25 protein-coding genes are annotated in these 23,009 nt (G+C 66.4%); 7 read left to right on the top strand and 18 right to left on the bottom strand.

Annotated elements, in window-relative coordinates; translation table 11 throughout:
* Window positions 1–9 precede the first annotated feature (9 nt).
* Entirely contained in the window at window positions 10–465 is a 456-nt protein-coding gene (locus tag AB2U09_RS05025) for a hypothetical protein (protein ID WP_459191597.1), read from the top strand.
* On the opposite strand, the gene AB2U09_RS05020 is transcribed toward AB2U09_RS05025, so the two are convergent.
* Together AB2U09_RS05020 and ddfA are read right to left on the bottom strand one after the other, a co-directional pair.
* Complete coding sequence (locus tag AB2U09_RS05020; RefSeq protein ID WP_459191596.1) at window positions 462–650, bottom strand: DUF7470 family protein; 189 nt, start codon at window positions 648–650, stop codon at window positions 462–464. The genes AB2U09_RS05025 and AB2U09_RS05020 overlap by 4 nt on opposite strands.
* A 315-nt stretch (window positions 651–965) precedes the next feature.
* Window positions 966–1,238, bottom strand: coding sequence for a DdfA family disk-determining factor (gene ddfA, locus AB2U09_RS05015; RefSeq protein ID WP_459191595.1), 273 nt, complete (start codon window positions 1,236–1,238; stop codon window positions 966–968).
* Window positions 1,239–1,498: 260 nt separating this feature from the next.
* Between ddfA and AB2U09_RS05010 the strand changes: the two genes are divergently transcribed.
* Window positions 1,499–1,978, top strand: a complete 480-nt coding sequence (locus tag AB2U09_RS05010; RefSeq protein ID WP_459191594.1) for an Lrp/AsnC family transcriptional regulator — start codon at window positions 1,499–1,501, stop codon at window positions 1,976–1,978.
* 156 nt (window positions 1,979–2,134) lie between these two features.
* Here the strand turns inward: AB2U09_RS05010 and yciH are convergent, their stop codons facing one another.
* The 4 genes from yciH to AB2U09_RS04990 all read right to left on the bottom strand — a co-directional run bounded on the left by yciH (window position 2,135) and on the right by AB2U09_RS04990 (window position 6,886).
* Window positions 2,135–2,428: a stress response translation initiation inhibitor YciH gene (gene yciH / locus AB2U09_RS05005; protein ID WP_459191593.1), complete on the bottom strand. Its 294-nt coding sequence runs from the start codon at window positions 2,426–2,428 to the stop codon at window positions 2,135–2,137.
* A 221-nt stretch (window positions 2,429–2,649) separates the two neighbouring features.
* Window positions 2,650–4,902, bottom strand: a complete 2,253-nt coding sequence (locus AB2U09_RS05000; RefSeq protein WP_459191592.1) for a transglutaminase TgpA family protein — start codon at window positions 4,900–4,902, stop codon at window positions 2,650–2,652.
* On the bottom strand, window positions 4,899–5,918 hold the full coding sequence (locus AB2U09_RS04995) for a DUF58 domain-containing protein (RefSeq protein WP_459191591.1): 1,020 nt from the start codon (window positions 5,916–5,918) through the stop codon (window positions 4,899–4,901). The genes AB2U09_RS05000 and AB2U09_RS04995 overlap by 4 nt, the downstream gene beginning before the upstream one ends.
* Window positions 5,918–6,886: an AAA family ATPase gene (locus AB2U09_RS04990; protein WP_459191590.1), complete on the bottom strand. Its 969-nt coding sequence runs from the start codon at window positions 6,884–6,886 to the stop codon at window positions 5,918–5,920. Before AB2U09_RS04990 ends, AB2U09_RS04995 begins: the two co-directional genes overlap by 1 nt.
* A 765-nt stretch (window positions 6,887–7,651) precedes the next feature.
* Between AB2U09_RS04990 and AB2U09_RS04985 the strand changes: the two genes are divergently transcribed.
* Window positions 7,652–8,227 (top strand): DUF8052 family protein, encoded by a 576-nt coding sequence (locus AB2U09_RS04985; RefSeq protein ID WP_459191589.1) that lies wholly within the window; start codon window positions 7,652–7,654, stop codon window positions 8,225–8,227.
* Here AB2U09_RS04985 and AB2U09_RS04980 read toward each other — a convergent pair.
* The 4 genes from AB2U09_RS04980 to AB2U09_RS04965 all read right to left on the bottom strand — a co-directional run bounded on the left by AB2U09_RS04980 (window position 8,224) and on the right by AB2U09_RS04965 (window position 11,976).
* On the bottom strand, window positions 8,224–10,089 hold the full coding sequence (locus tag AB2U09_RS04980) for a carbon starvation CstA family protein (protein WP_459191588.1): 1,866 nt from the start codon (window positions 10,087–10,089) through the stop codon (window positions 8,224–8,226). The genes AB2U09_RS04985 and AB2U09_RS04980 overlap by 4 nt on opposite strands.
* 112 nt (window positions 10,090–10,201) lie before the next feature.
* Window positions 10,202–11,173 carry an ArsA family ATPase gene (locus AB2U09_RS04975; RefSeq protein WP_459191587.1) on the bottom strand — a complete coding sequence of 324 codons (972 nt, stop codon included), beginning with the start codon at window positions 11,171–11,173 and terminating at the stop codon, window positions 10,202–10,204.
* Window positions 11,174–11,189: 16 nt separating this feature from the next.
* Window positions 11,190–11,504, bottom strand: coding sequence for a DUF7990 family protein (locus tag AB2U09_RS04970; RefSeq protein WP_459191586.1), 315 nt, complete (start codon window positions 11,502–11,504; stop codon window positions 11,190–11,192).
* A 61-nt stretch (window positions 11,505–11,565) separates the two neighbouring features.
* Window positions 11,566–11,976, bottom strand: coding sequence for an SRPBCC family protein (locus tag AB2U09_RS04965; protein ID WP_459191585.1), 411 nt, complete (start codon window positions 11,974–11,976; stop codon window positions 11,566–11,568).
* A 163-nt stretch (window positions 11,977–12,139) separates the two neighbouring features.
* On the opposite strand from AB2U09_RS04965, the gene AB2U09_RS04960 reads away from it, so the two are divergent.
* Together AB2U09_RS04960 and AB2U09_RS04955 are read left to right on the top strand one after the other, a co-directional pair.
* On the top strand, window positions 12,140–12,670 hold the full coding sequence (locus AB2U09_RS04960) for a hypothetical protein (protein ID WP_459191584.1): 531 nt from the start codon (window positions 12,140–12,142) through the stop codon (window positions 12,668–12,670).
* A 62-nt stretch (window positions 12,671–12,732) separates the two neighbouring features.
* On the top strand, window positions 12,733–13,164 hold the full coding sequence (locus AB2U09_RS04955) for a thiol-disulfide oxidoreductase DCC family protein (RefSeq protein WP_459191583.1): 432 nt from the start codon (window positions 12,733–12,735) through the stop codon (window positions 13,162–13,164).
* Window positions 13,165–13,724: 560 nt separating this feature from the next.
* On the opposite strand, the gene AB2U09_RS04950 is transcribed toward AB2U09_RS04955, so the two are convergent.
* Window positions 13,725–14,285, bottom strand: a complete 561-nt coding sequence (locus tag AB2U09_RS04950; RefSeq protein ID WP_459191582.1) for a DUF8102 family protein — start codon at window positions 14,283–14,285, stop codon at window positions 13,725–13,727.
* A gap of 284 nt (window positions 14,286–14,569) precedes the next feature.
* Here AB2U09_RS04950 and AB2U09_RS04945 point away from each other — a divergent pair, with 284 nt between their 5' ends.
* Window positions 14,570–15,391: a DNA polymerase sliding clamp gene (locus tag AB2U09_RS04945; RefSeq protein WP_459191581.1), complete on the top strand. Its 822-nt coding sequence runs from the start codon at window positions 14,570–14,572 to the stop codon at window positions 15,389–15,391.
* Between the two features lie 19 nt (window positions 15,392–15,410).
* Here the strand turns inward: AB2U09_RS04945 and cofG are convergent, their stop codons facing one another.
* From cofG to AB2U09_RS04915, 6 genes are all read right to left on the bottom strand, one after another.
* Window positions 15,411–16,559 (bottom strand): 7,8-didemethyl-8-hydroxy-5-deazariboflavin synthase subunit CofG, encoded by a 1,149-nt coding sequence (gene cofG, locus AB2U09_RS04940; RefSeq protein ID WP_459191580.1) that lies wholly within the window; start codon window positions 16,557–16,559, stop codon window positions 15,411–15,413.
* A 105-nt stretch (window positions 16,560–16,664) separates the two neighbouring features.
* The gene (cofC, locus tag AB2U09_RS04935; protein ID WP_459191579.1) at window positions 16,665–17,300 is read right to left on the bottom strand and encodes a 2-phospho-L-lactate guanylyltransferase; all 636 of its coding nucleotides are present in this window, start codon (window positions 17,298–17,300) and stop codon (window positions 16,665–16,667) included.
* Window positions 17,301–18,065, bottom strand: a complete 765-nt coding sequence (locus AB2U09_RS04930) for a hypothetical protein (RefSeq protein ID WP_459191578.1) — start codon at window positions 18,063–18,065, stop codon at window positions 17,301–17,303. It lies immediately after the preceding gene.
* Window positions 18,043–19,227, bottom strand: a complete 1,185-nt coding sequence (locus tag AB2U09_RS04925) for a tubulin/FtsZ family protein (RefSeq protein ID WP_459191577.1) — start codon at window positions 19,225–19,227, stop codon at window positions 18,043–18,045. The genes AB2U09_RS04930 and AB2U09_RS04925 overlap by 23 nt, the downstream gene beginning before the upstream one ends.
* Before the next feature lie 374 nt (window positions 19,228–19,601).
* Window positions 19,602–20,507 carry a complex I NDUFA9 subunit family protein gene (locus AB2U09_RS04920; protein WP_459191576.1) on the bottom strand — a complete coding sequence of 302 codons (906 nt, stop codon included), beginning with the start codon at window positions 20,505–20,507 and terminating at the stop codon, window positions 19,602–19,604.
* 366 nt (window positions 20,508–20,873) lie between these two features.
* Window positions 20,874–21,956 carry a tyrosine-type recombinase/integrase gene (locus AB2U09_RS04915; protein ID WP_459191575.1) on the bottom strand — a complete coding sequence of 361 codons (1,083 nt, stop codon included), beginning with the start codon at window positions 21,954–21,956 and terminating at the stop codon, window positions 20,874–20,876.
* 277 nt (window positions 21,957–22,233) lie between these two features.
* On the opposite strand from AB2U09_RS04915, the gene AB2U09_RS04910 reads away from it, so the two are divergent.
* Window positions 22,234–22,569 (top strand): winged helix-turn-helix domain-containing protein, encoded by a 336-nt coding sequence (locus AB2U09_RS04910; protein WP_459191574.1) that lies wholly within the window; start codon window positions 22,234–22,236, stop codon window positions 22,567–22,569.
* Between the two features lies 1 nt (window position 22,570).
* Here AB2U09_RS04910 and AB2U09_RS04905 read toward each other — a convergent pair whose 3' ends face one another.
* Entirely contained in the window at window positions 22,571–22,801 is a 231-nt protein-coding gene (locus AB2U09_RS04905; RefSeq protein WP_459191573.1) for a hypothetical protein, read from the bottom strand.
* Between the last annotated feature and the right edge of the window lie 208 nt (window positions 22,802–23,009).

The following is a 23,009-nucleotide window of genomic DNA, read 5'->3' as shown; positions in this document are numbered from 1 at the left end:
GTGTCGGGCATGCGGCCGCGCCGTCGGATCTGGGCGAGCAGAGCGAGCGAGGAGCGCGCTCACGTCCGCGTCCTCCTCGCGCTCGGCGTCGCCGTGTTCGTCACCCACTGGCTGTACCTCCCCCCGGGCTGGCTCTGGCCGCTCGCTCCCTACGCCGTCGCCGGCGGCCTCGGCGTCGTCGCCGCGGGCGCCGGGTATCGCGGATTCGGTCTGACGGCCGGCGCCATCGTCACGAGCGCGCCCGGGCTGGCGCTCGCGCTGCGCAGTGAGTACTGGGCGTTCCACACCGGCTGTTTCCAGCGAGCGGGCGCATCCGAGGCGTGCCTGATCGCGCCGCCGGACGAGACCGTCTTCGTCGTCCAGCAGCTCCTCACGTCGGTCGCGTTCGTCCTCGTCGTCTGCGGCGTCGGGTACGCCGTCGGTCGCGGCCTGAGAAGTGTCGGTGACCGGGACGACCGAGGTTAGACCATGCCGCCCATGCCGAACGAGGCGAGGACGTTCGTGACGAGGCCGTAGAGGACCAGTCCGAATCCGGCGACGACGAGGCCGATGCCGGCGGCGATCAGCGGCTCGACCGACGCTATCAGTCCGATACCGCCGACGATCACGAGGATACCGACGATTCCGGCGGCGCCGAGTTTCTTGAGCACGTCTCCCCCTGCTCCGGGACGGCCCTTAATCGTTTCAGTCCCGGCGGCGGCAGTAACCGAGAGAGACGACCCGGTGAGGATTCGCGGTGGTGCCCGCTGTCGAGCGTCCTCGCCGCTTGACGGGCCGTTCGAAATGGACGTCGAGGTCTTCGCGAGCGTGCGAGCGAAGTGGTTCGAGAGAGAGAGAAGCACTCTCGTCACTGAGCGAATCGGAGGTCTCCGGAGACAGCGACGGCGAGCGCGACGAAGGAGTTCAACGCCTGCCGCCGGGTACCGTGGCAGTTACTGCTATCGAGTGTCCCGAAAAGCGAAAATCTAGGAAGACTGCTCGGCCAGGTCGACGCTACCGTCGCCGGAGACGGTGACGTCGTAGCCGCAGTAGGCGAACGCCACCGACTCCTCGGGGCCGTCCGACAACCGGTCCACGAACTTATCTAGCGCGTCGGGATCGAGCGTCCGCGCCAGCGGCTCGAGTTCGAGCGGCGACGTGTTCGTGGCGTCGGCGACGGCGGTGACGACCCCCTCACTGGCAGACTGGAACTGATCGTACGCGAGGGCCGATGTCGGAGTGGGTAGTGCGTCGTTCACGATTGAATGACGTGATGAAAACATATAAATCTATCGCGAGTTATTTCGAAATATACTGTGAAATTTGCTAAGAGCATATATATCGAATAATATATCCATATATAATTCGATATCCTAATCCCGGCATCTATCGTTCAAATGCCGGCGTGTGTCCGTTCGAGAACTAATACAAATTCTTCGAGGATCGGGATTATCGAATTGTACAGCGAATCTACGTGGATAGTCGGCACATACATGGGAACACGGGGAGAAGCGACAGTGTGGCAGACTACGATCTCGACGACGTCGACAGGGAGTTACTCAACAGGCTACAGGAGAACGCGCGCTACACGGCGATCGAGCTGGCCGAATCGGTGGGCGTCTCGGACAACACGGTCCACAACCGCATGGCACGGCTGGAGGAGGCCGGCGTCATCACCGGCTACAAGACGACGGTCGACCACGACCGGACCGGGCTCGATCTGTACTTCCACTTCAGTTGTACGACGCGGATCAGCGACCGCGCCGACGTGGCCGACGAGGCGATGGAGATTCCGGGAGTCCTCGAAGTCACCGAACTGATGACCGGCCACGAGAACCTCCACATCAAGGCCGTCGGCGCCGTCGACGAGGACATTACCGAGATCGCCGAGCAACTCGACGATCTCTCCCTCGAGATCGACGACGAGAACCTCATCCGCGCCGAGCACGAGCAACCGCTGGACTATATCGCGATCGCGGGTTCGGCCGACGACGAATAACTACCGAGACGCCGCCCTGACGACCGCTCACACTCTCCGACAGCAAGACGTGAGGACCGACTGGAGCAGTCGCTCACCGCTCCGTCGGCGGTTGTTTCGTCGATAGAATCGCCAAACCGGGCTCTCGGTGTGGGCGTTCGGCGCTGCGGCCGCCAGTTAGGCGACGTTGAAGCCCTTGTCCCGGAGGAAGTCCTCGACGCGACCCGTGTGGTTGCCCTGCAGCTCGATGGAGTCGTCCTCGACCGTCCCACCGCACGCGAACTTCGATTTCAGGTCGGACGAGAGCGTGTCCATGTCCACGTCCTTCGGGTCGAACCCCTCGATTATCGTTACCTCTTTCCCGTACCGGCGCTCGTCGATGCGGACGCTGATCTCCTGGGAGTCCTTGGCGACGTCCTCACAGACGCAGAGCTCCTGTGGGAGCCCGCACGTCGAGCACACCTCAGACATCGTCACCCGAACGGCTCGATCCGATGGTCACCTGTCTGACGGCCCTGACTTGCGGCGTACTCGCCTTGGGGAGCGAGCAGACTTCCGACATTACGCATCGGCATACGAAATCGACCTATTAAACACTGTCGGGACTCCCCACGGTCGCTGGCGGCGCTGCGACCCGAGACCCAGAAACGCCCGAATGTCCACGGGAACCCACGCATCCTCCCTGGAACCGATCAGACGCCCCGCCAGCCGACGATGTCGTCCACCAGCGAGACGGCTTCGTCGGCCTCCTCGCGGGTGACTCTGCCGGCGTACATGGCGCGTTCGCGGACGGTTGCCACCTGTCTCGCCCGTTCGTCGGCGCCGATGGCCGCCAGATACTGCCGCGGCGTCTCCTCCGGTCTGCGCGGTCGATGCCGCTCGGCGAGGACGTACTCCAGCCGATCGAACGCCCGCTCGGCGTCGGTCTGTGGGTCGCTCGTCGGCTGGTAGCGCAGCCAGATCGCACGGTAGACTCGACTGGTGACGCCGCTTCGACGGAGACCGACGACCAGCCCCAGCAGGACGATGGCGCCGAGCGCCGTCTCCTCGCGAGTCGGCGGCCGGCCGCCGAACGGCCCCGTGGACTCGTCGTCGCCGCCACCGGCCGACTCGTTGGTCGGCGCGGCGGTGATCGACGGGCTCGACAGGTTCAGATTCGGCGCGGGCGTCCCGCCGGGGCGGGTGATCCGGTCGGGGATGGTTATCTCGCCCGGCGGCGCCTCACGGGCGGGTTGTTCGGCTCGGGGGGTCAGCGGCGCGGGCGTCGCGGTCGGCGTCGACGTCCACTCGCCGTCGCCGGTGTCGTCGACGTCGACGTCGGTTCGGTTGTTCTCGCGCGCCTCGGTGAGTTCCTGCTGTTCGGCGGCCTGTCGAGGGCCGGCGGGCGTCGGATCGAAGCGGACCCAGCCGATATCAGGGAAGTACGCCTCGACCCACGCGTGAGCGTTGTACCCCCGGACGACCCACTCGTCCTCGGCGACCCGCTCGCCGGGCGTGTACCCGACTGCGAGGCGCGCGGGGATGTCCTGCGTGCGCAGCATGACGACCATCGTCGACGCGAAGTAGGTGCAGTAGCCGGCGTCCATCTCGAAGAGGAACTCGTCGGCGACGTTCTGCCGCGGCCGCTGGACGTCCAGCGAGTACCCCTTGTTGTTCTGCAGCCACCGCTCGACGACGCGCGCGGTGTCGTAGCTGGTGTTCGCGCGCGCCGTGATCCGCGCCGTGCGCTCGACGACGCGATCGGAGGTGCTCGACGGCAGCCGCGTGTACCGCTCCTCGATCGACGAGGGGTAGTCCGTGCCGGCACCGCGCAGTTCCTCGCCGCTGGCGACGGGGACGCGACTGGTGACGCTGAACCGCTCGCCCTCCTCGATCGACCCGTCGAGTTCGAGGCCGTCGAGGTCGTTGACCTGCACGTCCCCGGCGACGTCGTCGCCGACGGAGACCGGCTTCCACGCGGCCGGGACGACGTCCATCTCGTCGACCGCGGTGTAGGTCTGGCTGACCGTCTCGCTTCGACCCGGCGGCTCGTCTAAGTTACCGCTGTAGGAACTGGTGCTCCCGGTGCGGACCCATCCCTCGCCCGTGTAGCGGTCGTAGGTGCCGACCTGCCAGTAGGACTCGGCGTCGCTCTCGACGCGGAAGCGGACGTCGGGCGACAGCGAGAGGTTGCCCGCGATGCCGAGCTGAGTGTCGGCCTTCAGCAGGTTCGCCTCGACGGTCCCCCCGCCGACGCCGGGGCCGCCGGTCTGGAACCGTGACCACGTGTCGGCGGTCCGCGAGGGGCCGGCGGGCACCACCGGCGCGATCGCCGAGAGGACGATGAGCACGGCGAGCAACACCGCGAGCGGTTCGGCGGCTTTCAGCGAGTCGCCCCGGCGGTCCATGTCGCCGACGGCGACGGCGACGATGGCGCCGACCACGCCCAGCAGCGTCGTCACCGTCGAGGCGTCGGTTGTCAACACGAGAAACGCGAGCGTCCCGCCGCCGGCGAGCACGCTCGCGACGTAGCGCCGACGCAACGCCAGATACCACGTCAGGAACAGCGGCCCCGGCGCGACGCCCAGCACCCACAGATCGACGTTCGTCACCTGCAGCAGCGACCGCCCGGTCATCAGCGCGATGGCGTCGGTCACGAGCGGCACGAGCGGCGGCTGGCGGGGCAGGCTGATCACGTAGATCCCCAGCCCCGCGGCGAGCAGGCCGACGGCGACGACCGCCGCCCAGCGGAGCCGGATCGAACTCGACAGCCACGTCGCCGCCGCCAGCGACAGCGTCGCGGCGAGGACGAACAGTATCGGCTGCCCGGTCACGTCGATGAAGTGGTAGAAGACCGAACTGTAGGCGGTGACGAGCAACGCGACGCCTGCGAGCGCGACCGTCCTGACGGGGTCGACCCCGCCCAGATCGAGCGATAGGTCGCCCGAGCGGGTCCGCGTGCTCACGATTCGGCCCCCCGCTGTGCGAGCGGATTCTCGCGGCTGACGGTGATGTCCTCGAACGCGCGGTCGTCGTCCCCGAAGGCGACAGTGACGCAGTCACCGTCCCCGCGGACCACCACGTCGGCGTCGTCGGTCGCGCCGTCGGGCAACGCATAGGATTTGAACGGCGACGTGAAGTCCGTGTCCGTCGTGGCCAGCGCGGCGAGCAGCCGCTGGCGGTGGTCCTCGCCGCGGCCCATCGGAACGGTCTGCTCCGGGAGGCGCAGTTCGACCGAGAGGCCGGCGTCGAGAGCCATCACGACGACGCTCGCCGCGGCGGCGGCCATCTCGTCGACCGTCCCGGCGTCGGCCGTTGCCGCGACGACGATCTGGTCGTCTTCGACCCGGCTGTCCGCGAACTCGGCGACGTAGATGTCGTCCTGGGCCTTCGCGGTCGACTTCCAGTGGACGTCGCGGAGCGGGTCGCCGGGGACGTACTCCCGCAGCGTGTCGAACTCCCGGCGGTCGACGTCCGCGCGTTCGAGGGCGTGGCGGAGGATCACGTCCCGGCCGGCGACCTGATACACCGGCGGATAGACCAGCACGCCCGTCGTCGATCCGACCTCGTAGGTCTCCTCGACCAGCCCGAGGAGGTCCCGCAGGCGCACCTCCAGCGGGCCGAGCGCGTGCCGACCACGCTCGTCGCAGGCCAGCGTGTACGTGAACGTCGTCGGCAGCGACGCCTCGACCGTCGCGTCGTCGGCCGCGAGTCCATCGGGCACCGTCTCCGCGATGCGGGCGACCCCGCTCCCGTCGACTTCGACCGTCACCTCGCGGGCGTCGCCGGGAAACGCGGCCGGGACGTAGTCGCGCTCCGCCGTCGGGACGTCCGTGCGCCGCAGCTGGACGACGGAGGCGAGGAGGGCGACGACGGCAGGCGCGGCGATAGCGTTCAGCGCCCGGGCGCCGTAGGTGAGCGCGAGCAGCTCTGCGAGCGCGACGATCCCGAGGACGGCGTAACCGCGGCGTGTCAGCTCCATCACTCCACGCGGACGGATTCGAGGGCGTTCTCGACGACGGCCCGCGGCGTCGTCTCGTCGGTGCTCGTTCGGATCCGGTGCGGGAAGACCACCTCCGCCTCGACCTGGACGTCGTCGGGGATGACGTACTCCCGACCTTCCAGCACTGCGCGACCCTGCGCCGCCCGTAAGACCGCGAGGCCGCCGCGCGGACTCACGCCGAGTTCGGCGTGGCGCCTGGTGAACTGCGACAGCCGAGTGACGTACTCGCGGACCGGGCGCTCGACGGTGACCCCAGCCGCGGCGTCGCGGGCGGCCCGCAGGTCGTCCAGCGTCGCCACCGAGTCGAGGTCGTCGATGGGGTGGCGGTCGACGATGCGGTCGAGCATCTCCGTCTCCTCGTCGGTGTCCGGGTAGCCGAGCCGGAGTTTCTTCATGAACCGGTCGAGTTCGGCCATCGGCAGCTCGTAAGTCCGGTCGCGCTCGACGGTGTTCTGCGTCGCGATGACCGTGAACGGCTGGGGCAACTCGTGCGTCTCGCCGTCGACGGTGACCTGCTCTTCCTCCATCGCTTCGAGCAGCGCGGACTGGGTTTTGGGGGGCGCCCGATTGATCTCGTCGCCGAGGACGACGTTGGCGAAGATCGGACCCGGTCGGAAGTCGAACGCCTCGGTCTTCTGGTTGAAGACGTTCACCCCGGTCACGTCCGAGGGGAGGAGATCCGGCGTGAACTGGACGCGCTTGAACGACCCCTCGAACGACCGGGCGACCGCACGCGCGAGCATCGTCTTCCCGACGCCGGGCACGTCTTCCAGCAGGACGTGTCCGCGGCCGAGCAGCGCGGTGACGATGTGTTCGATCTCGTGGTGGTGACCGACGATCACCTGTTCGACGTTCTCGACCACGCGCGCGATCACCGCCTGCGCGTCGTGGACGTCCTCGACGGTGCTCTCCTGGCGACCGGAGACGGGTGTGTCTGTGTCTGTCATTGGTGGCTACGGCTTCGACGGGACGCCTCGTGGGACCCCGCCCGCGACGACGAGCGATGGAGTGTGGCAACAGTTCGCACAGGACGTTCGTTCCACCGCTAGTGGCCGGAGAAACGTAACTTTGCTGCACCATCTTTTTCCCGCCCGGGTTTCCTCGGCGCGCGGAGCGCGCCTGCGGGGAACCCGGGCGGCAAAAACATGGGTGAAAAAGGCCGCTCGCGCGGAGCGCGAGCGGTGAACCGGCGCCGAAGGCGCCGGATGCTCACGGCGACAGCTACTGAACCAAACCACAATGGCGCGCGCTGTCGCGGCGTTCATGCCGCGACAGCATCGTGCGAGGGATGAGCGAGCGTCGCGAGTGAATCGGCTGGGGAGGCGTGTGGCTGTCTGCGGTGCTGGCAGTTGCGGTGCAGTTGTTGTTCCTGGTGGACTGAACGGGCGAGGCGGGCTCGCGTGCAGTTTAGTCGCCTGAGCGGGCCACTATCCGCGTGGGCGGTGCGGAGAGCGCGGATATTCCGGTCAGCGACTGCGAGCCCGCCGAGGGCTTTCATCTCCCAGCGGTTCCTGCAGTAGTGTCTCCAGCTAGCGAACGCGCCGAGGACTCTCACTTCCCATTGTACCCTGCGGTAACGCTGCTCCCGTTCCAGTGCTTCTCAAGTAGAACCACCCTATCAGGACCGGGGAGACGTTTTTACGGTCGCACGCAATTGTCTCTGCCATGGGATGGCATAACACGACGATCGCGGCACATCCCGATGGGGACGCATGAGCGACGAAGAGTCCGTGTCGGACGGGGACGTACCGGTCTGGGACGACGAGTACGTCGAGCGGGTGAGCGGGCGGTTGATGCACAACTTCGATCTGGAGAAAGACCGGGAAATCGGAGGCCGACACGTCACCCTCTACGGACGGATGGAGATCGAGAGCCAGAAGCACCTGTTCCACCCGTCGCTGAACTACGCGAACCACGGCGCGACGGAGCACCTCTTCGTCACGCACCGGGACCGAGTGACTCCCACCGACCTCGAAGCAGTCGTCGAATGGGCCCACGACCTCGCCGAGGAGTGGATCGACGCCGACGAGGAGCACTTCAGCACGGACTTCACGATCGCCCTGATAGCTCCGCGGGTCCGCGACGACGTCCAGAAGTTCGTCTCGGGGTTCAAGGACCGGACGCTCCTGAAGTTCGGCTACTACGGCCACTACGAGGTGAATCTCGTCGTGGCGGCACCGGAGCGCGAAGACCTCGTCACGAGTCGGGCGACCGATATTGACAGCGCGTTCGCGCTGTGGGACTCGCCCGGGGAGGAGTCGTCGGGGCTCCTCGATCGGCTCTTTTAGTCGTCGCCGGGTTCGACGCCGCCGCTACCGCCGGAGCCGACGATGGCCTCCCGGTCGAGGCCGTCGCGGGCGTCCTTGATGTTGTTGTAGCTGAGCCAGACGAGCCCGACGATGAGCCCGACGAGGACGAGCGCGATGACGCTCTGGAGACCGAGCGAGACGGCCGCGAGCAGGCCGTCGTACTCCCCGGCCAGCAGCGCCGTCGGGTTGCGGTAGACGCCGATGATGAGCAGAGCGATAACGGTCACCGCGAGCATGAACACCAGCGGTACCCCGGTGCTGACGAGCTGTTTCGTGTCGTCCCAGTTGGCCAGCCAGACGGTCGCGACCAGCAGCGCCAGCGCGGCGAGCGCCTGGTTCGCGCCGCCGAACAGCGGCCAGATGTTCGACCACGAGCCGGAGGCGACGAGGAAATAGCCCGCGAGCGCGAGGATGCCGGCGTTGGCGTAGCGGTTGGTCACCGTACGCTCGAGGTCGGTCTCGGGGACGCCGACGATCTCTTCGAGCATGTAGCGGCCGAGTCGCATCGCGGTGTCGGTGCTGGTCAGCAGGAAGCTGACGAACACGAGGCCGATGAACGTCGCCGCGGCGGTGACGCCGATGCCGAAGACGGTCAATAGCGCGCCGCCGCCGGCGGGGAAGGTCACGAGCGCCTGGTCGAGCGTCTCGGTCCCGCCGGCGATGAGCGACACCGACAGGATGGCGGTGATGGCGAGCAAGCCCTCGCCGAGCATGCCGCCGTAGCCGATGAGCCGGGCGTCGCTCTCCTTGTCGAGCTGTTTGGCCGTCGTGCCCGAGGAGACCAGCGAGTGGAAGCCGCTGATCGTCCCGCAGGCGATTGTCACGAACAGGAAGGGGAACAGCGGCCCGAGGTCGCTGTGGATGAACCCTTCCCAGCCGGGGATCTGCGTGGTCAGCGACGCGACCTCGACGCCGTCGATGCCGGCCGACGGGACGTCGACCGTGACGCCCGTGAACCCGACGACGGTGCCGACGATGGCGGCGATGATCATCCCGCCGACGCCGGTGTACAGCAGGCTCGACGTGAGGAAGTCACGCGGCTGGAGCAGGACCCACACCGGGAGCACGCTCGCGATGAACGCGTAGACGACCGTCACGAACACCCACGCCGCGAAGTTGGGGTTAGTCGCGCCCGAAAGCGGGACCCACTCGCCGCCGCTGCCCAGCAAGACGATGGTCTCAGCGGGGAGCCCGTCGCGTGCGAACATCGCGATGGGGTACTCCAGCCCGACCCACACGCCGCCGAAGACCATCGCCACGAAGGCGACGGCGCCGGGCAGGAAGGGAAGGTTGAGCTGGTAGAGGTACACCCCGAACAGCAGCGCCAGCGCGATGTAGACGAACGAGGCGGTCGCCGTCCAGGGGAACGCGTCGAACACCGCGCCGATCAGGTACGCGAACGCGGCGATGACGAGGATGATCGTCAGGTACGCGAACCACAGCAGCATGTTCTTGCCGCGCTCGCCGACGTACTGGCCGATGATGTAGCCGATCGACTTCCCCTCGTGGCGGACGCTCGAGGACAGCGACATGAAGTCGTGGACCGCGCCGAAGAGCGGGTTCCCGATTACCACCCAGATCAGCGCCGGGATCCACCCGAACGCCGCCGCGGCCGTGATCGGCCCCGCGATCGGCGCGCCCCCGGCGATGCTCGAGTAGTGGTGTCCGAGCAGCACGGGTTTTTTCGACGGGACGTACTCCTGTCCGTCGTCGTACTTGTGTGCCGGCGTCTCCCGCTCGTCGTCGAGCTCGACGAACCGAGCGAGATACCTCGAATACCCGACGTAGCCCACCGAGAACGTTACCAGCGCGACGACCGCGAGCCACATGACCTGTACCATTGGTTGCCACCTCACAGAGAATATCACGAAAGAACACTATAAAGGTTGAAGATAATGATGTTTGGAAAGTGATTGTTACCGGCAGCGCGACGGCCGATTTCCCGAATCCCGATCAGGCTTCGGGGGAAGCGGATTCGGTTTCAACGTCGAGTTCCGCGGCGACATCGGCAAGCAGGTCGCCTTTCACCTCGCTGACGCGCGATTCGATCTCGGCGACGACAGGCGCTTCGAACGACGAGCGTACCCGCTCGATGCGCTCGCGTTCGGTCGCCACGCGGTCGCGGAGGTACCGACCGCCACGGCCCCGGTCGTCGTCGTCCGGCGCCGGCGTGACCCGGTTGACGACGAACCCCTCGACGGCGAGGTCCTGTTCGGCCAGCTCGGCGACCGTACGCTCGGTCTCCCGAACGGAGAGCTCGTCAGGGTTGACGACGAGGAAGAACGCCGACGCCTCGCGGAGCGTCCGCCCGGCGAACGCGAACTTCTCCTTGCGGCCCTGTAGATGCGCGATCAGCGGGTCCTCGTCGATTTTCCGGCGGGCCTCTCGGTCGCCGATGGCGGCCTTCTCGAAGAGGTCGATCGACTGCGCGCGCTTGTCGACCAGTCGTTCGATCCACTGACCGAGGTACTCGGGGAGCGCGAGCAGTCGCAGGGTACCGCCGGTCGGCGAGGTGTCGAAGACGACGCGGTCGTATTCCTCGGCGTCGCGCATGACCTCTATGAAGCGGTCGAACAGCGCGGCCTCGTAAGCGCCGGGGGTCCGGTGGGCGAGTTCGATCTGGCGGTCAATCTCGTTGACGATGGAGGCGCTGACCTGTTCGGCCATCTGCCGCCTGACCTCGCCCATGTGGCGTTCGACCTCCTCGTCGGGGTCGATCTCCATCGCCCAGAGGCGCTCGTGGCCCTCGACCGCGGCCGCGTCGTCGCCGAAGCGCTGGTCGAAGACGTCCGACGTGCTGTGGGCCGGGTCCGTCGAGACGACGAGCGTCTCCAGCCCCGCGTTCGCGCACTTGAGCGCGTACGCACAGGAGACGGTGGTCTTGCCGACGCCGCCCTTGCCGCCGAAGAAGACGAACTGCTCCACGGTTACTCCCCCCGCATCAGTGGACGTGGTACTGCTGGCCCTTGCGTTCGAGCAGCGACTCCCGATCCCACATCCGCCGCTCCCAGGCCTCGAACTCCTCGGCGAGGTACGGCAACAACTCGACTGTGTAGTAGGAGACCGGGCTCGGGAGGCCGAAGGCGTCGGCGAAACACGCGAACAGGAACGTGTCCTCGACGTCCTCGGCCTCCTTCTCGATCTTCTCGAAGGACGGGTGTTCGATCAGTCCGTGATAGAGCCCGTGCAGCCACTCGCGAACCCACGTCCGGAAGGACTCGATCCGCCGGTGCAACGGTCGCCCTTCGTCCATCATGATTAATCCGTACATCTCCCCTCGACTTAAAGCTGTCAGCGATTCCGAGATAGACCCGTCGCTATTCGAGGTCGTCGGCCAGCTGATCGAGCGCCCGGTCGAGTTCGCCCCGGCGCTTCCAGGCAGCGACGCGGTCGGTAAGTCCCGACAGCGGGAGCCCGAGTCCGACGCCCGAGCGCGCGACGACGCGCGTCCCTTCGTTTTCGGATTTCCATGAGAGCTCGGTCCACATCTCGTCGAACGGACCGGCGTCGCCGACCTGTTCGTAGCGCAGGCCGTCTTCCCGGCGCTCGAACCGGAGCGAGACGCCGATGCCGCGGGCGCCGGCGGTCACGAACGTCGCTTCGTCGCGCTCCTCGACCTCCAGTACGTCGAAACTCCCCTCGTACTCGACGACGACGCCCGGCGCGAGCGCGCGCTTGACCTCCGCCGGCGTGGCCGGGACGAACGTCTCGACCGTGACTTCCCGCATCGACCAGTGTGTCGCCGTCGCGCAGCATAAACGCTCGGCCGGTCGTTCGTGGACGAAATCCTTAGGAACGGTCCGTCCGATGGTTCGGTGACATGTGTAGGGTGCCGGTCGGTGGACAGGTGGAGTCGGCCTGTGACAGCGGTCGATCTGGGGGTGCCGGAAGATGACTGACCGAGTCGCACGAACGGGGGACGGTGACCAGCGGTCGTCTCGGGGACCCAGTCGTCGGGCGGCCCTCGGTGGTCTGGGCGCGCTCGCCGCGCCGATGGCCGTCGGCGGCTGTCTCGGGCTGGGCAGCGGCGGGCGCGACGCTATCGTCCTCACCGGCGTGCAGATCTTCAACTGGACCGGCGAGGCAATCGACGTCGATCTCACGCTCTCGATCGACGGCTCGGACGCGTTCGAGACGACTGTGACCGTCCCCGACAGCAACACGGCCGCGGTCTCTCGCGAGTGGTCCGACGGGGCCGGCTCCTACCGCCTGCAAGCGAGCGCGAACGACGGTTCGCTCTCCGTCGATGCCGACCTCCCCGACGGGGGCTGGTCCCGTGGTCGCTGCGCGTGGGCCGACATCAACTTCGGCAGTCAGCGACGCGGCCGGGAGGTCGGCGGCGCGACCGACGAGATCGACACTGGCGTCGAACTGCGGGAGAACGACGAAGGCCCCTTCCAGGACGAGTGCCCCGCGGAGTAGTCGCTCGGCGGATCCGCTCAGTGAACGGCCCTTCAAGTGCCCGGCCAGCGTAGTCACGGTCAATGGCGCGATCGATCCCGCGTAACAAACCGATCCTCCTGTTCGACGGCGTCTGCAACCTCTGTAACGGGTCGATCAAGTTCGTCATCGACCACGACCCCGACGCCGTGTTCCGCTTCGCGCCGCTGCAGTCGGAGGCCGCCGAGCGGTTGCTGGCGGACGTAGGCTTCGACGACTACGATTTCGGCACGTTCGTCCTCGTCGACGGCGACGACTACTACACGAAATCCGAGGCCGCGCTCCGGGTGGCGAGCCGACTGGAGTTCCCGTGGTCGCTCGCCGGCGCGTTCCGAGTCGTGCCCCGGCCGTTGCGGGACGCCGTCTACGACACCGTCGCGACCCACCGCTACGCCGTCTTCGGGAAGAAAGCTCAGTGCATGATCCCCTCGCCCGAGATCCGCGAACGATTCATCGAGATGAGCGACGGGACGTGACGAAATTGAGCAGTACGTTCGAAGTTGTAGCGGGCTCTAGATGGCGGAATCCTTCGGTACGCTCGCTAGCTGGAGACACTACTGCAGGAACCGCTGGAAGATGAAAGCCCTCGGCGCGCTCGCTAGCTGGAGACACTACTGCAGGAACCGCTGGGAGATGAAAGCCCTCGGCGCGCTCGCTAGCTGGAGACACTACTGCAGGAACCGCTGGGAGATGAAAGCCCTCGGCGCGCTCGCGGTCGCTGAGCGGGATATCCGCGCTCTCCACACCGCCCGCGCGGATACTGGCCCGCTCAGACGACTAAACTGCACGCGAGCCCGCCTCGCCCGTTCAGTCCACCAGGAACAACAACTGCACCGCAGACAGCCACACGCCTCCCCAGCCGATTCACTCGCGACGCTCGCTCATCCCTCGCACGATGCTGTCGCGGCATGAACGCCGCGACAGCGCGCGCCACCGCAGTCCAGTTGCCCCCTGCGGTAAGCATCCGGCGCCCAAGGCGCCGGTTCACCGCTCGCGCTCCGCGCTCCGAGGAAACCCGGGCGGGAAAAACGTGGGCTCAGAAGCTCGTCATCTTCGCCTGTACCCAGTCGTCATCGGCATCGTCGGTTTCGACGTCGGTGGCGTAGCGGTCGAGCAAGCGGTCGAGGCTGACGTCGTTGGCCTCGCGGAGGTACGCGAGTTCGGAGAGGGTGAGCGAGCCGGTCCGGCGGAGTTTCCGAGTCAGTCGGTCGGCGTCGAGCGGTTCGCGCCTGACCTCGAACTCGACGGAGGCAGCGACCGAGCGGTCGGCTTCAGCGCGGCTGACGCCCTCTTCGAGGAGCGTCCCGAAATCGAGGCCAGCGTCCTCGGCACCGCGGTACAGGAGCGCGAGCGCGGCGATGAGTGCCCGGACGCCCTCGGGGTCGTCGCCGACGTGCTTCTCGAAGACGAGTTCGCGGTCCCGCTCGGAGAGCGCGTCGGCGAGCAGATCCGCGTCGTACAGTCCCGCGAGCACGCGCTCGCGGATCCGCGCCCGGGCGTTGCGCTCGCTCTGGGCGCTCTCGAACGTCGTCTCCCCGCGCAGATACGATCGATCCGCTGGCGAGAGGATCCCGCGCGGTCGTTCACCGGACTCCATACCCTATATCAGATTATACATGACTACTATTTAAGCGATTATACCCCGAATCGGGTTACGATCCGCTCGAGCGGCGCAACGCTTAACGGGGTTCTGCGGGAACGACGAGACACGGTCCGGGCGACGAGCCAGTCGCTCGGGAGGTATCGACGACGCGGCCGGACTCCCTGGCAGGTGTCGCCGGCCGCGCGAACTGCGGGGCAGCAAGCGCCGCCCGGTCGTCAGTTCGTCGACGCGCCGGATAACGCTTCTCCCCGGAAGGCACGCGGTCCACGACCAGAGACATGACTGCACGAAAGCGACAGGAACGCGACGATACCGACGAATCGACGAGCAGAGCGACGGACGACGAAGCGACCGCACTCGACGTTCATCTCGACGCGGACGCGCTGGCGACGGCGCTCGACGGTGCGACGGCCGTCGCGAGCGAGTGCCGGATGGCCTTCGACGACGGCCTCGTCTTCAGAGCACGCGACCCCGCGGACGTGGCGATGGCCGAACTACGACTCGACAGCCAGGCGTTCGAGACGTACGTGGCGGACGGGCAGACGTTCGGCGTCGCGCTCGACCGCCTCGGCGACGCCGTCGCGATGGCCGACGGCGAAGCGATCGAACTCGCTCTCGGCGACGGCGGCCGGTTCGACGTCCGAGCGGGAGCCCTGGAGTACACCTTCGCGCCGCTGTCGGCGGAGGCCGTCAGACAGGTGGAGTGGATCGATCCCGGATCGGTCGAGGCGAGCGCGATCATCGCAGGCTCGGACTTGCGTCGGGCGGTCCGGGCCGCGGCCCTCGTCGCGGACCACGCGGCATTCGCGGTCGATCCAGACGAGCGCCACCTCGTGGTGACGGCCAGCGGCGACACCGACGACGTGCGGCTCGAATTCGAAGAATCGGACGTCGAATCGCTCGATCCCGGGACGGACCCGGTCGAGTCGCTGTACTCCGTGGACTACCTCCGGGAGATCGTCGGCGCCATCCCAGACGGGGTGGCGGTCCACGCCGAGTTCGTCGGCGGCGAGGGAGGTTCCCCGCTCTCGCTCGAACACTCGATCGCCGACGGCAACGGGACTGGCCGGTGGCTCCTCGCGCCGAGAATTAGGCGGTAGAACGGAAGACAGCGGAGTTTCAGTCCGCCGCTGCGCCGGAGAGTACCGACCGATAGCGTTCGCCGGCGTCGTCGGTGCCCGCGATCGCGTCCTCGATCTGCGCGGAGACCCAGCGGTCGGCCTCGGCCGGCGGAGCGGCGGGTTCGACGTCGGGAGCCCGGAGGTGAGCGGGCAGGAACCGCTCGTAGACCGGCAGCCGCTCGCCGAGCGGGACGCCCGCGTAGTCGGCGATGTCCTCCAGTTCCCGGAGCGCCGGCCACTTGTAGTCGGGATTGACGTGGTCGTCGGTGACCGGCGAGACACCGCCGAGGTCGTCGACGCCGCAGTCAAGCACGTCGCGGACGGGCGCGAGATTGGGCGGCACCTGCACCGATATTTCCGGAGGCAGCGCGTCGCGGGCCATCGCCACCGTCCGGCGGAGCGCCTCGACGCCCGGCGACCCGTTTTTCCAGCGCTCGTTCTCCCGGACCGGCTGGACGATGACCTCCTGGACGTGGTCGTAGCGCTCGTGGAGTTCGCGGATGGCCAGCAGGCTCTCGGCGCGGTCCTCCCAGTCCTCGCCGATGCCAACGAGGATGCCCGTCGTGAACGGGACGCCGAGCTGTCCCGCCGTCCGGATGGTGTTGAGCCGCTGGCCCGGGTTCTTCGCCCGCGGACCGCCGTGGGCCTGGACCTCGGCCGTGGTTTCGAGCATGACGCCCATGCTCGCGTTCACGTCGGCGACCGTCTCCATCTGCTCGCGCGTCTGGTCGCCGGGGTTGGCGTGGGGAAGCAGTCCCTCCTCGAGCGTGATCTCGCAGACCTCGCGGAGGTAGGTGTGGATGGACTCGTGGCCCCACTCGTCGAGCTGGTCGTGGACAGCGCTGTAGCGGTCGTCCGGGTCGTCGCCGAAGGTGAAGAGCGCTTCCGTGCAGCCGGCGTCGGCGCCCATCTGCACGACCTCGCGGACCTCCTCGGGCGACATGAGCGTCGCCTGCCCGGGCGGATCGTAGTAGGTGCAGTAGGTGCAGGTGTACCGGCAGGCGGTCGTCAGCGGGACGAACACGTTGCGGGCGAACGTCAGCTCATCGGCCGCCTCGACGTCCTCGGGACCGACCGCGAGCAGCCGCTCGATCTCCTCCTGAGAGGGCTCGACGTCCACGTCGTACTCGTCCGCGCCGGGTATCACAGTCCCCCGTGCACGTTCGATAGACAAAGTGTTGACGCTCCCGGCGACCCGCCGATTCGGTCGCGACCCGAGAAGGGCCCCCTGCCCGTGTTCCGGTCGGGTCGTCTACCGTCGTTCGACATCGACCCGGCCCTCGTCGACCGCGAGGGCGAACCCCGCGTCGTCGAGCCACGCGCGGGCCGCCCCGTCGCCGTGCAGGAGTACCTCGACCAGATCCGCGGGCTCGTCGACGTCGGTCGAGAGCCGGAAGGAGTCGACGGTTGCGAGGTCGGCGCCGACCTCGCGAGCGATCTCGCGATGATCCCGAACGGAGGCGCCGTGGTAGTCGACGCGGAACTCGGGGTGGCGCGCGACCAGCGCGTTCGTCCCGCCGCCGCGACCGGGTGCGAGCACCACGTCGGCGCCGGGGGCGAACAGCCGAGCGAGCGCGTCGGGCGTCGCCAGCGCGAGGTCGGCCATAACGACCGCGACCGGCTCGTCGGTCGGGTCGGCAGGGAGTTCAGCGTTGACGGCCGCGGTGAGCGAGCGGTCGTCGACGGTCACCGGCACGTCGCAGTCGACCGGAGCCGTCGCGAGAACGAGGGGATCGATAGAGTGCGACCGCTCGGCGTCGAACGTCGAAAGAACGGAGAGTACGTCGTCCAGCATCGCCCGCGCGAACGCGGCCCGCTCGGCCTCCTCGAGCACCGGGGAAAGTCGCGTTTTCGGGTGCTCGGGCGCGAACGGGACGACAACGCGCATCTACTGGAGCTTCGTCGGCTCGTCCTGGTTCGCGCGCCAGTAGTAGATGCCGCCCGCGATGAGACCGAGGACGATCAGCGCACCGACGGCCATCAGGATGGTCTGGTTGCGCTGCTCTGACTGCTCGGCCTGTTCGGCCGCGTCGATCGCGTCCTGCGCGTTGGACTCGGCGTTGTCGAAGACTCCGTTTTCGTAGGAGGCGATCGCCTGGTCCAGGTCGTTCTGGCCCGTCCCGGACCCGTTGACCGCGGCGGCCGCCTCGTCGATGGCCTGGCGAGCGCTCTTGCTCGCGTTCGTGTAGTGGTGGACCGACGTGGCGTTCAGGCCGCTCGTCGAGCTTCCTTCGACGGCGTCGAAGTCGTAGAGCGTGTACGTCTCACGCGGCTCGTACGTGTAGTTCTGGATGGCCGGCGTGGTGCCGGTGAGCTCGACTTCGACGGTGTCGCCGCCGTTGCTGGCGTTCAGTCCCTGTTCGAAGGACTGGTCGCCGGAGTTGTACTGGTCGACTCGCTCGCCCTGCTGCAGGACGGTGATCGTCCAGCTGACGTTCTCCAGCTCGGTGTTGCCCTGCAGCGTCCACTGGTCGTTCATGTCGACGAACGGGTCCTCGATGGTGACCGTCGTCGTCACTGTCTCGCCGACGCGCGACTCCTGTGGGACGTCGCCGGCCTGGACGGAGATAGCACCGGCTGTCCCGGCCGCCGCCAGCGAAAGGGCGAGCAGTGCGATCAACGCGGCGCTCTTAGAAGAGCGGGTCCAACTCATCTTCGTCATCTTCCACCAACTCCTCTAAGTTATCTTCGCTTTGCTGCCGGATGTCGTCGATGTTGTCCTGGGCCTCGATGGCGACCTGCTGCAGTTCCTTGATCCGCGGAACGTTGTGGACGCCCGACAGCAGGATGGATGCGGCGACGTTGTTCTCGCGAACGGGGTAGTCGCCGCCGCGGACTTCCATCGAACCGGTCTGCTCCTCGAGCCACTTGCGGCCGCGCTCGATGCCTTTCCGGTTGAGGTGGTTCGAGGGGCCGCTCATGACGAGCAGCGCCCGCTCGGCGCCGTCGATCTCACAGGGCAGGGTCAGCCGCCCCAGCGCCGCCTTCCGCACCAGCGAGGTGATGCGGTTGGTGGTGTTGGCGGTGTCCATACCGCTGTCGTCGAGGCCGTCGTCGTCGCCCTTGAACCGCGAGAGCAGCCCGCCGGAGTCCTGCTCCTCGACGGTCTCGGCGGCGTACCCCACGGTGGAGACGCCCCCGCCGGAGAGCGTGTTGATGATCTCCGATGAGTCGACGACGGACTCGGCGACCTCGTCGCCGGTGCCGACCTCGCCGGCACCGAAGAGGACGCCGAACCGTCGGACGATCTCGTCGTTGATCTGCTCGTAGCCGCCCTCCATCGACTCGCCGGACTTGCGCCAGGCATCGTTGTCGAACACGAGGAGGTTGTCGACCTCGCGGACGAACGTCTGGAACGACCGGGCCGCGTTGAGCGTGTAGATGCCACCCTCGTCGCCGCCGGGCAGCACGCCAAGGCCGTACACCGGTTCGGTGTAGATGCGCTTGAGGTGCTTGGCCAGCACGGGCGAGCCGCCCGATCCGGTCCCGCCGCCGAGCCCGGCCACGATCATGAACGCGTCGATCTCGTGGACGGGGATGTTGTCGATGGCCCCCTGGATCTCGTCGATGTCTTCCTCGGCGATCTCCGCGCCGAGCTCGTTGTCGGCGCCCACGCCGTGACCTTTCACGCGCGCTTGGCCGATCAGTACTCGATTCTCCTCCGGTATTCGTTCTAGCCCGAGCAGGTCCGCCTTGGCAGTGTTGACCGCGACCGCAGAGCGGACGATACCGCTCTGGGTAGCCTCGTCGTATTCGAGGAACTTGTCAACGATCTTCCCGCCGGCCTGCCCGAAGCCGATCATCGCCAATTTCATAGCTGCCGTGTCCGTTGAGAAATAAACAGTCCCATCGCGGATATAAGCTTTTTGCCCAGCTATCGAACGTGAAAAAGTCAATCGCGTAACTTCTTTGGCCGAGATCGCCAGACAGCAGACCGGTAAGCGCTCCTTTCTCCCGGCTGTCGCCAGAGAGATGAAAACCGTATGAAACATGTCGCTGCCCGGGTTTTTCCACCAATCGATCGCCAAGAACCGACAGCGATCAAATCGAGGAAGCGCCAAAATTCAGCGCTTCAGGGGCGTTCGAAAACGGATCGGGACGTAGCCGGCCCGACCGATCGAGTGCGGGCTCGATCGGTCGGCGGCGGCCCAGTCACGCCGGGTCCGCGATGGTCGCGACTGGGACGCGGTCAGGCCGGCAGTCCGAGGTACGATCCGAACGTGGTCAACTCGCGCTCGTCGACGCCGAACGCATCGACATCGTTCGAATCGACCGTGTTGTCGAGGCGAAGCGACCGGGACTGGTCGCCGCCCATGGGGAACCCGACGGATCCGAGGACGGTGAGGCCGACGTTCGCTAGCGCCATCGGGAGCGGGACGATAGAGATCGACCGCCCCTCGGATTCGTAGACGAGTTCGGTCACTTCCCGCAGGGTCAGCACCTCCGGGCCGCCGATCTCGTAGGTCTCGCCGACGTGGTCGTCGTCCTCGACGGCGTCGGCGAGCATCGGGACGAACTCCTCGACCCAGATGGGCTGGAAGCGGGTCCGCTTCCCGCCGCCCGGGAGCGGATACACCGGCAGCCCGGGCGCGAACCACGACTTCAGCTTCTTCGTGAACTCGACGAACTCCCCGCCGTCGCCGAAGATGATCGACGGGCGGACGATCACCCACTCGCGGTCGGAGTCGCGGACGAGGTCCTCGGCGTGGCCCTTCGCACGCAGGTAGTGAGTCGGCCCGTTCGGGTCCGCGCCGAGCGCGCTCTGCTGGACGAACCGGTCGACGTCGTGCTCGGAGGCGGCGCGCAGACAGTGCTCGGTTCCGCCGCGGTGGACCCGATCGTGCATCTCGTCGCCGCCGGACGGCTTGAACAGCGGCGACAGCGCGACGAGGTTGACGACGGCGTCCTGCCCCTCGAAGGCGTCTTCGATGGTGTCGTACTCGGTAACGTCCCCCGCGTAGGTGTCCACTCCGGCAGGCAGGTCGCCGTCTTCGGGGTCGCGGGCGAGCACGGTCACGTCGTGCCCTCGCTCGACCAGCTCCCCACACAGGTGCGACCCGACGAAACCGTTCCCGCCGACGACGAGCACGTTCATGTCAGAACTGTTGGACGCCAACGCCCTAAACGTTCGCACCCGACTGGTGTGGATCCGGCCCCTGACACCGTCGAGGTTCGGATCGTCTCAACCTCCTGTCGTCTGTCGACCGTCTCCGACTCCGCCGGACTCAGTCGCCCGCGAGCTGGACAACCTGCGAGTCGCCCGCGGTGGTCGAGCGATTCGTCTGCGAGTCCCGAGGTCCGTCGACAAGCGCTCTTTCCATTCAATCGGCGTCGACGTCGTACCGACGACACGCGCCGCTCGTCGCCGTTGTGCGGTGGAAAAGTGGGCCGGCGCGACTCACAGGAAACCGCGATACCGCGTGCGGGAGTGCTGTCTTCCGGGCGATTCGACTGGTCGGATTTACTCGTCGTCATCATTGGTAACAGGCAGGTCGTTGACCAAGCCGCGGCGGCGGTCCTCCATCCGGTCGCGGAGCCGCTGGCGGCGCTCTTCGGTGTCGGCTTTGTCGTAGTGATTCTCGATCGTCTTGACGCTCGAATTGACTCGTTCGGCAACGTCCTCGGGCGGCCACCCGAGATTCAGGAGCCAGGTGATCGTCCCTGTTCGAATCCGGTGGGGCGACCGACTCGACGGGCATTTACTCGCGTGCTGGTACTCCGTCCAGTCGCACTTCTCCCGGTCCTTCCCGTGCGGACAGTCCGAATGCTGACACGGGAGCGTCGCGGTGTACGACCACACCCGGAGAGTGTTCGTGCTGGGTCGCCCGCGCATACTTGCCAGGAGTGGCTGACGGCCGTGGTCATCGTGTACGTCGAAGCGGTACTCATTGATGTACTCCTGTACCGCGTCGGCCGTCTCAGGAGGGAGCGCAACCGGGCGCTCGCCCCCGCGCTTGTTCTTCAGCGGGGTACCGGTATCCGATCGGTGGCGGAACTCGACATACGGATTCTCACCGAGTTCCACGTCCCGCAAGTCCAGCGCGCGGAGTCCCCCGATTCGCGCTCCGGTGATCCACGCCAGTTCGAGCAGCGCGTGTCGGCGTGAACCGTAGGCGACGGGGTCGTTCCGGTAGTATTCGAGTAGTGCTTTCGCGTCGTCGGTATCGAGCTTCTCGTCGTTCGCTCGCTCCTCGGCATCGAGGTCCGGGACCCGTACCGCGTTGGATAGTCCGTCTTCGACGGCACCCAGGTCTTCGAGGAACTCACAGAGGCTCTTGAGGGTGTGCATCTCGCCCTCAAGCGTAACGGGTTCGACCTTGGCGCTCCGCACCTCGTAGAACTCGTCAATGTCGTACGGCTGGAAGTCACCGACTTCGGTAATGCCGACCGACTCACACCACTCGACGAATATCTTCAGGCGATACTCCCAGCCGCTCACACTACTCTCCGTCGAGTCCGCACGGCGTCGGCGGAGATACCGGCGAGCGGCGTCACGGGGAGCCAATTCACTCGGGTCTTCGCGTCGTCTATTCCTATTGCTCATCGTTGGAGGAATCGAGTAGCCCAACGCGCAGGCTATCGGTCAGAAAACGGTACGCTTGGCTCGTACACCCTTGCTTTTCCCGGTGCGTGTCGTCTCCCACTGTACGGTCACCTTCCCGACCGACACGACACCCGTGCTGGTCCCACGGGCGTCGGCCATCGTTTTCCAGATGAACCACCCTGGAGAGCGTCGCGTCGGTCTTTCTGTCCAAATCTTTTCCCACGTGCATTATAATTTGGGGTAAAGATTGTACACACAGTCTAAGAAGATGGACACAATGGCGCACACCGAAGAGGGTTTTAGATGGCTCTTCGGGAGTGAATTCATGCCCAGGCACCGAGCGGAGTGGATGACTGGAAGCGACGATGTCATCCTGGAATTCTTGGAGGATTCGGGTGCTGGGCACAATCTGCAGGGAATCGCGAATAATTTCGAGGACAGAGGAATCTCGATTTCCTACAAGACTGTTACCCGAAGACTCCCGAAACTCTACGAGGCGGGGCTTGTCGATACCCTCCCTGGGAAGGGGAAATACTACGCTATCACCGAGAAGGGAGAAGCGTATCTGGAAGGGAACGCCGATCTCCGGGACGAACCGGAACCGGACGCTTGACTCAAGCATAGTAGACTCCCGGTGTCTCGAAGTCAAGCTCCACGTCTTCGCGGCTCAGTCGCTCACCAGTCTTCTTGTCGATGGCTTCCTCTATCTCCGGAGTAGCTTCGTTGTCCCATCTGCGGGCACACTGGCGGCAGTACCAGTGATTATTCGTCGGAGCGACCTTGTGCCCATTCGGGCAGCGGAGTCGCCAACTATCCTCCTGCGTCTCAATCGTCAACTTCGACATAGCCAGTCGGCGAATTTCGGGGGGTATGTAAAAGAGCCGAGTCTGAGGGTCAGAGTGAAAGTGAAGTTTCGAAAATGCGTATCATAGTCCAGTTCAGATAGCGGAACCCACAGTACAGTAGTAGTGAAAGTAATGAAACTGGTTAGTTAGCATAGTCACACTGCAGTGTCCATGAACCATTGAATATATTTATCAACCGAACTCTGAC

This window comes from Halosimplex yunnanense, assembly GCF_054504345.1.
This window is presented reverse-complemented; position numbering and strand designations above follow the sequence as displayed.

Excerpts from the sequence above, each read along its gene's own strand:
- AB2U09_RS04930 (WP_459191578.1), bottom strand. The coding sequence starts at position 18,065 with ATGAGTTGGACCCGCTCTTCTAAGAGCGCCGCGTTGATCGCACTGCTC.
- AB2U09_RS04960 (WP_459191584.1), top strand. The coding sequence starts at position 12,140 with ATGACTGACCGAGTCGCACGAACGGGGGACGGTGACCAGCGGTCGTCT.
- AB2U09_RS04995 (WP_459191591.1), bottom strand. The coding sequence starts at position 5,918 with ATGGAGCTGACACGCCGCGGTTACGCCGTCCTCGGGATCGTCGCGCTC.
- AB2U09_RS04955 (WP_459191583.1), top strand. The coding sequence starts at position 12,733 with ATGGCGCGATCGATCCCGCGTAACAAACCGATCCTCCTGTTCGACGGC.
- AB2U09_RS04905 (WP_459191573.1), bottom strand. The coding sequence starts at position 22,801 with ATGTCGAAGTTGACGATTGAGACGCAGGAGGATAGTTGGCGACTCCGC.
- AB2U09_RS04925 (WP_459191577.1), bottom strand. The coding sequence starts at position 19,227 with ATGAAATTGGCGATGATCGGCTTCGGGCAGGCCGGCGGGAAGATCGTT.
- AB2U09_RS04985 (WP_459191589.1), top strand. The coding sequence starts at position 7,652 with ATGAGCGACGAAGAGTCCGTGTCGGACGGGGACGTACCGGTCTGGGAC.
- yciH (WP_459191593.1), bottom strand. The coding sequence starts at position 2,428 with ATGTCTGAGGTGTGCTCGACGTGCGGGCTCCCACAGGAGCTCTGCGTC.
- AB2U09_RS04915 (WP_459191575.1), bottom strand. The coding sequence starts at position 21,956 with ATGAGCAATAGGAATAGACGACGCGAAGACCCGAGTGAATTGGCTCCC.
- AB2U09_RS04945 (WP_459191581.1), top strand. The coding sequence starts at position 14,570 with ATGACTGCACGAAAGCGACAGGAACGCGACGATACCGACGAATCGACG.
- AB2U09_RS04990 (WP_459191590.1), bottom strand. The coding sequence starts at position 6,886 with ATGACAGACACAGACACACCCGTCTCCGGTCGCCAGGAGAGCACCGTC.
- AB2U09_RS04910 (WP_459191574.1), top strand. The coding sequence starts at position 22,234 with ATGGCGCACACCGAAGAGGGTTTTAGATGGCTCTTCGGGAGTGAATTC.
- cofC (WP_459191579.1), bottom strand. The coding sequence starts at position 17,300 with ATGCGCGTTGTCGTCCCGTTCGCGCCCGAGCACCCGAAAACGCGACTT.
- AB2U09_RS04980 (WP_459191588.1), bottom strand. The coding sequence starts at position 10,089 with ATGGTACAGGTCATGTGGCTCGCGGTCGTCGCGCTGGTAACGTTCTCG.
- AB2U09_RS04965 (WP_459191585.1), bottom strand. The coding sequence starts at position 11,976 with ATGCGGGAAGTCACGGTCGAGACGTTCGTCCCGGCCACGCCGGCGGAG.
- AB2U09_RS05025 (WP_459191597.1), top strand. The coding sequence starts at position 10 with ATGCGGCCGCGCCGTCGGATCTGGGCGAGCAGAGCGAGCGAGGAGCGC.
- AB2U09_RS04970 (WP_459191586.1), bottom strand. The coding sequence starts at position 11,504 with ATGATGGACGAAGGGCGACCGTTGCACCGGCGGATCGAGTCCTTCCGG.
- AB2U09_RS04950 (WP_459191582.1), bottom strand. The coding sequence starts at position 14,285 with ATGGAGTCCGGTGAACGACCGCGCGGGATCCTCTCGCCAGCGGATCGA.
- AB2U09_RS04920 (WP_459191576.1), bottom strand. The coding sequence starts at position 20,507 with ATGAACGTGCTCGTCGTCGGCGGGAACGGTTTCGTCGGGTCGCACCTG.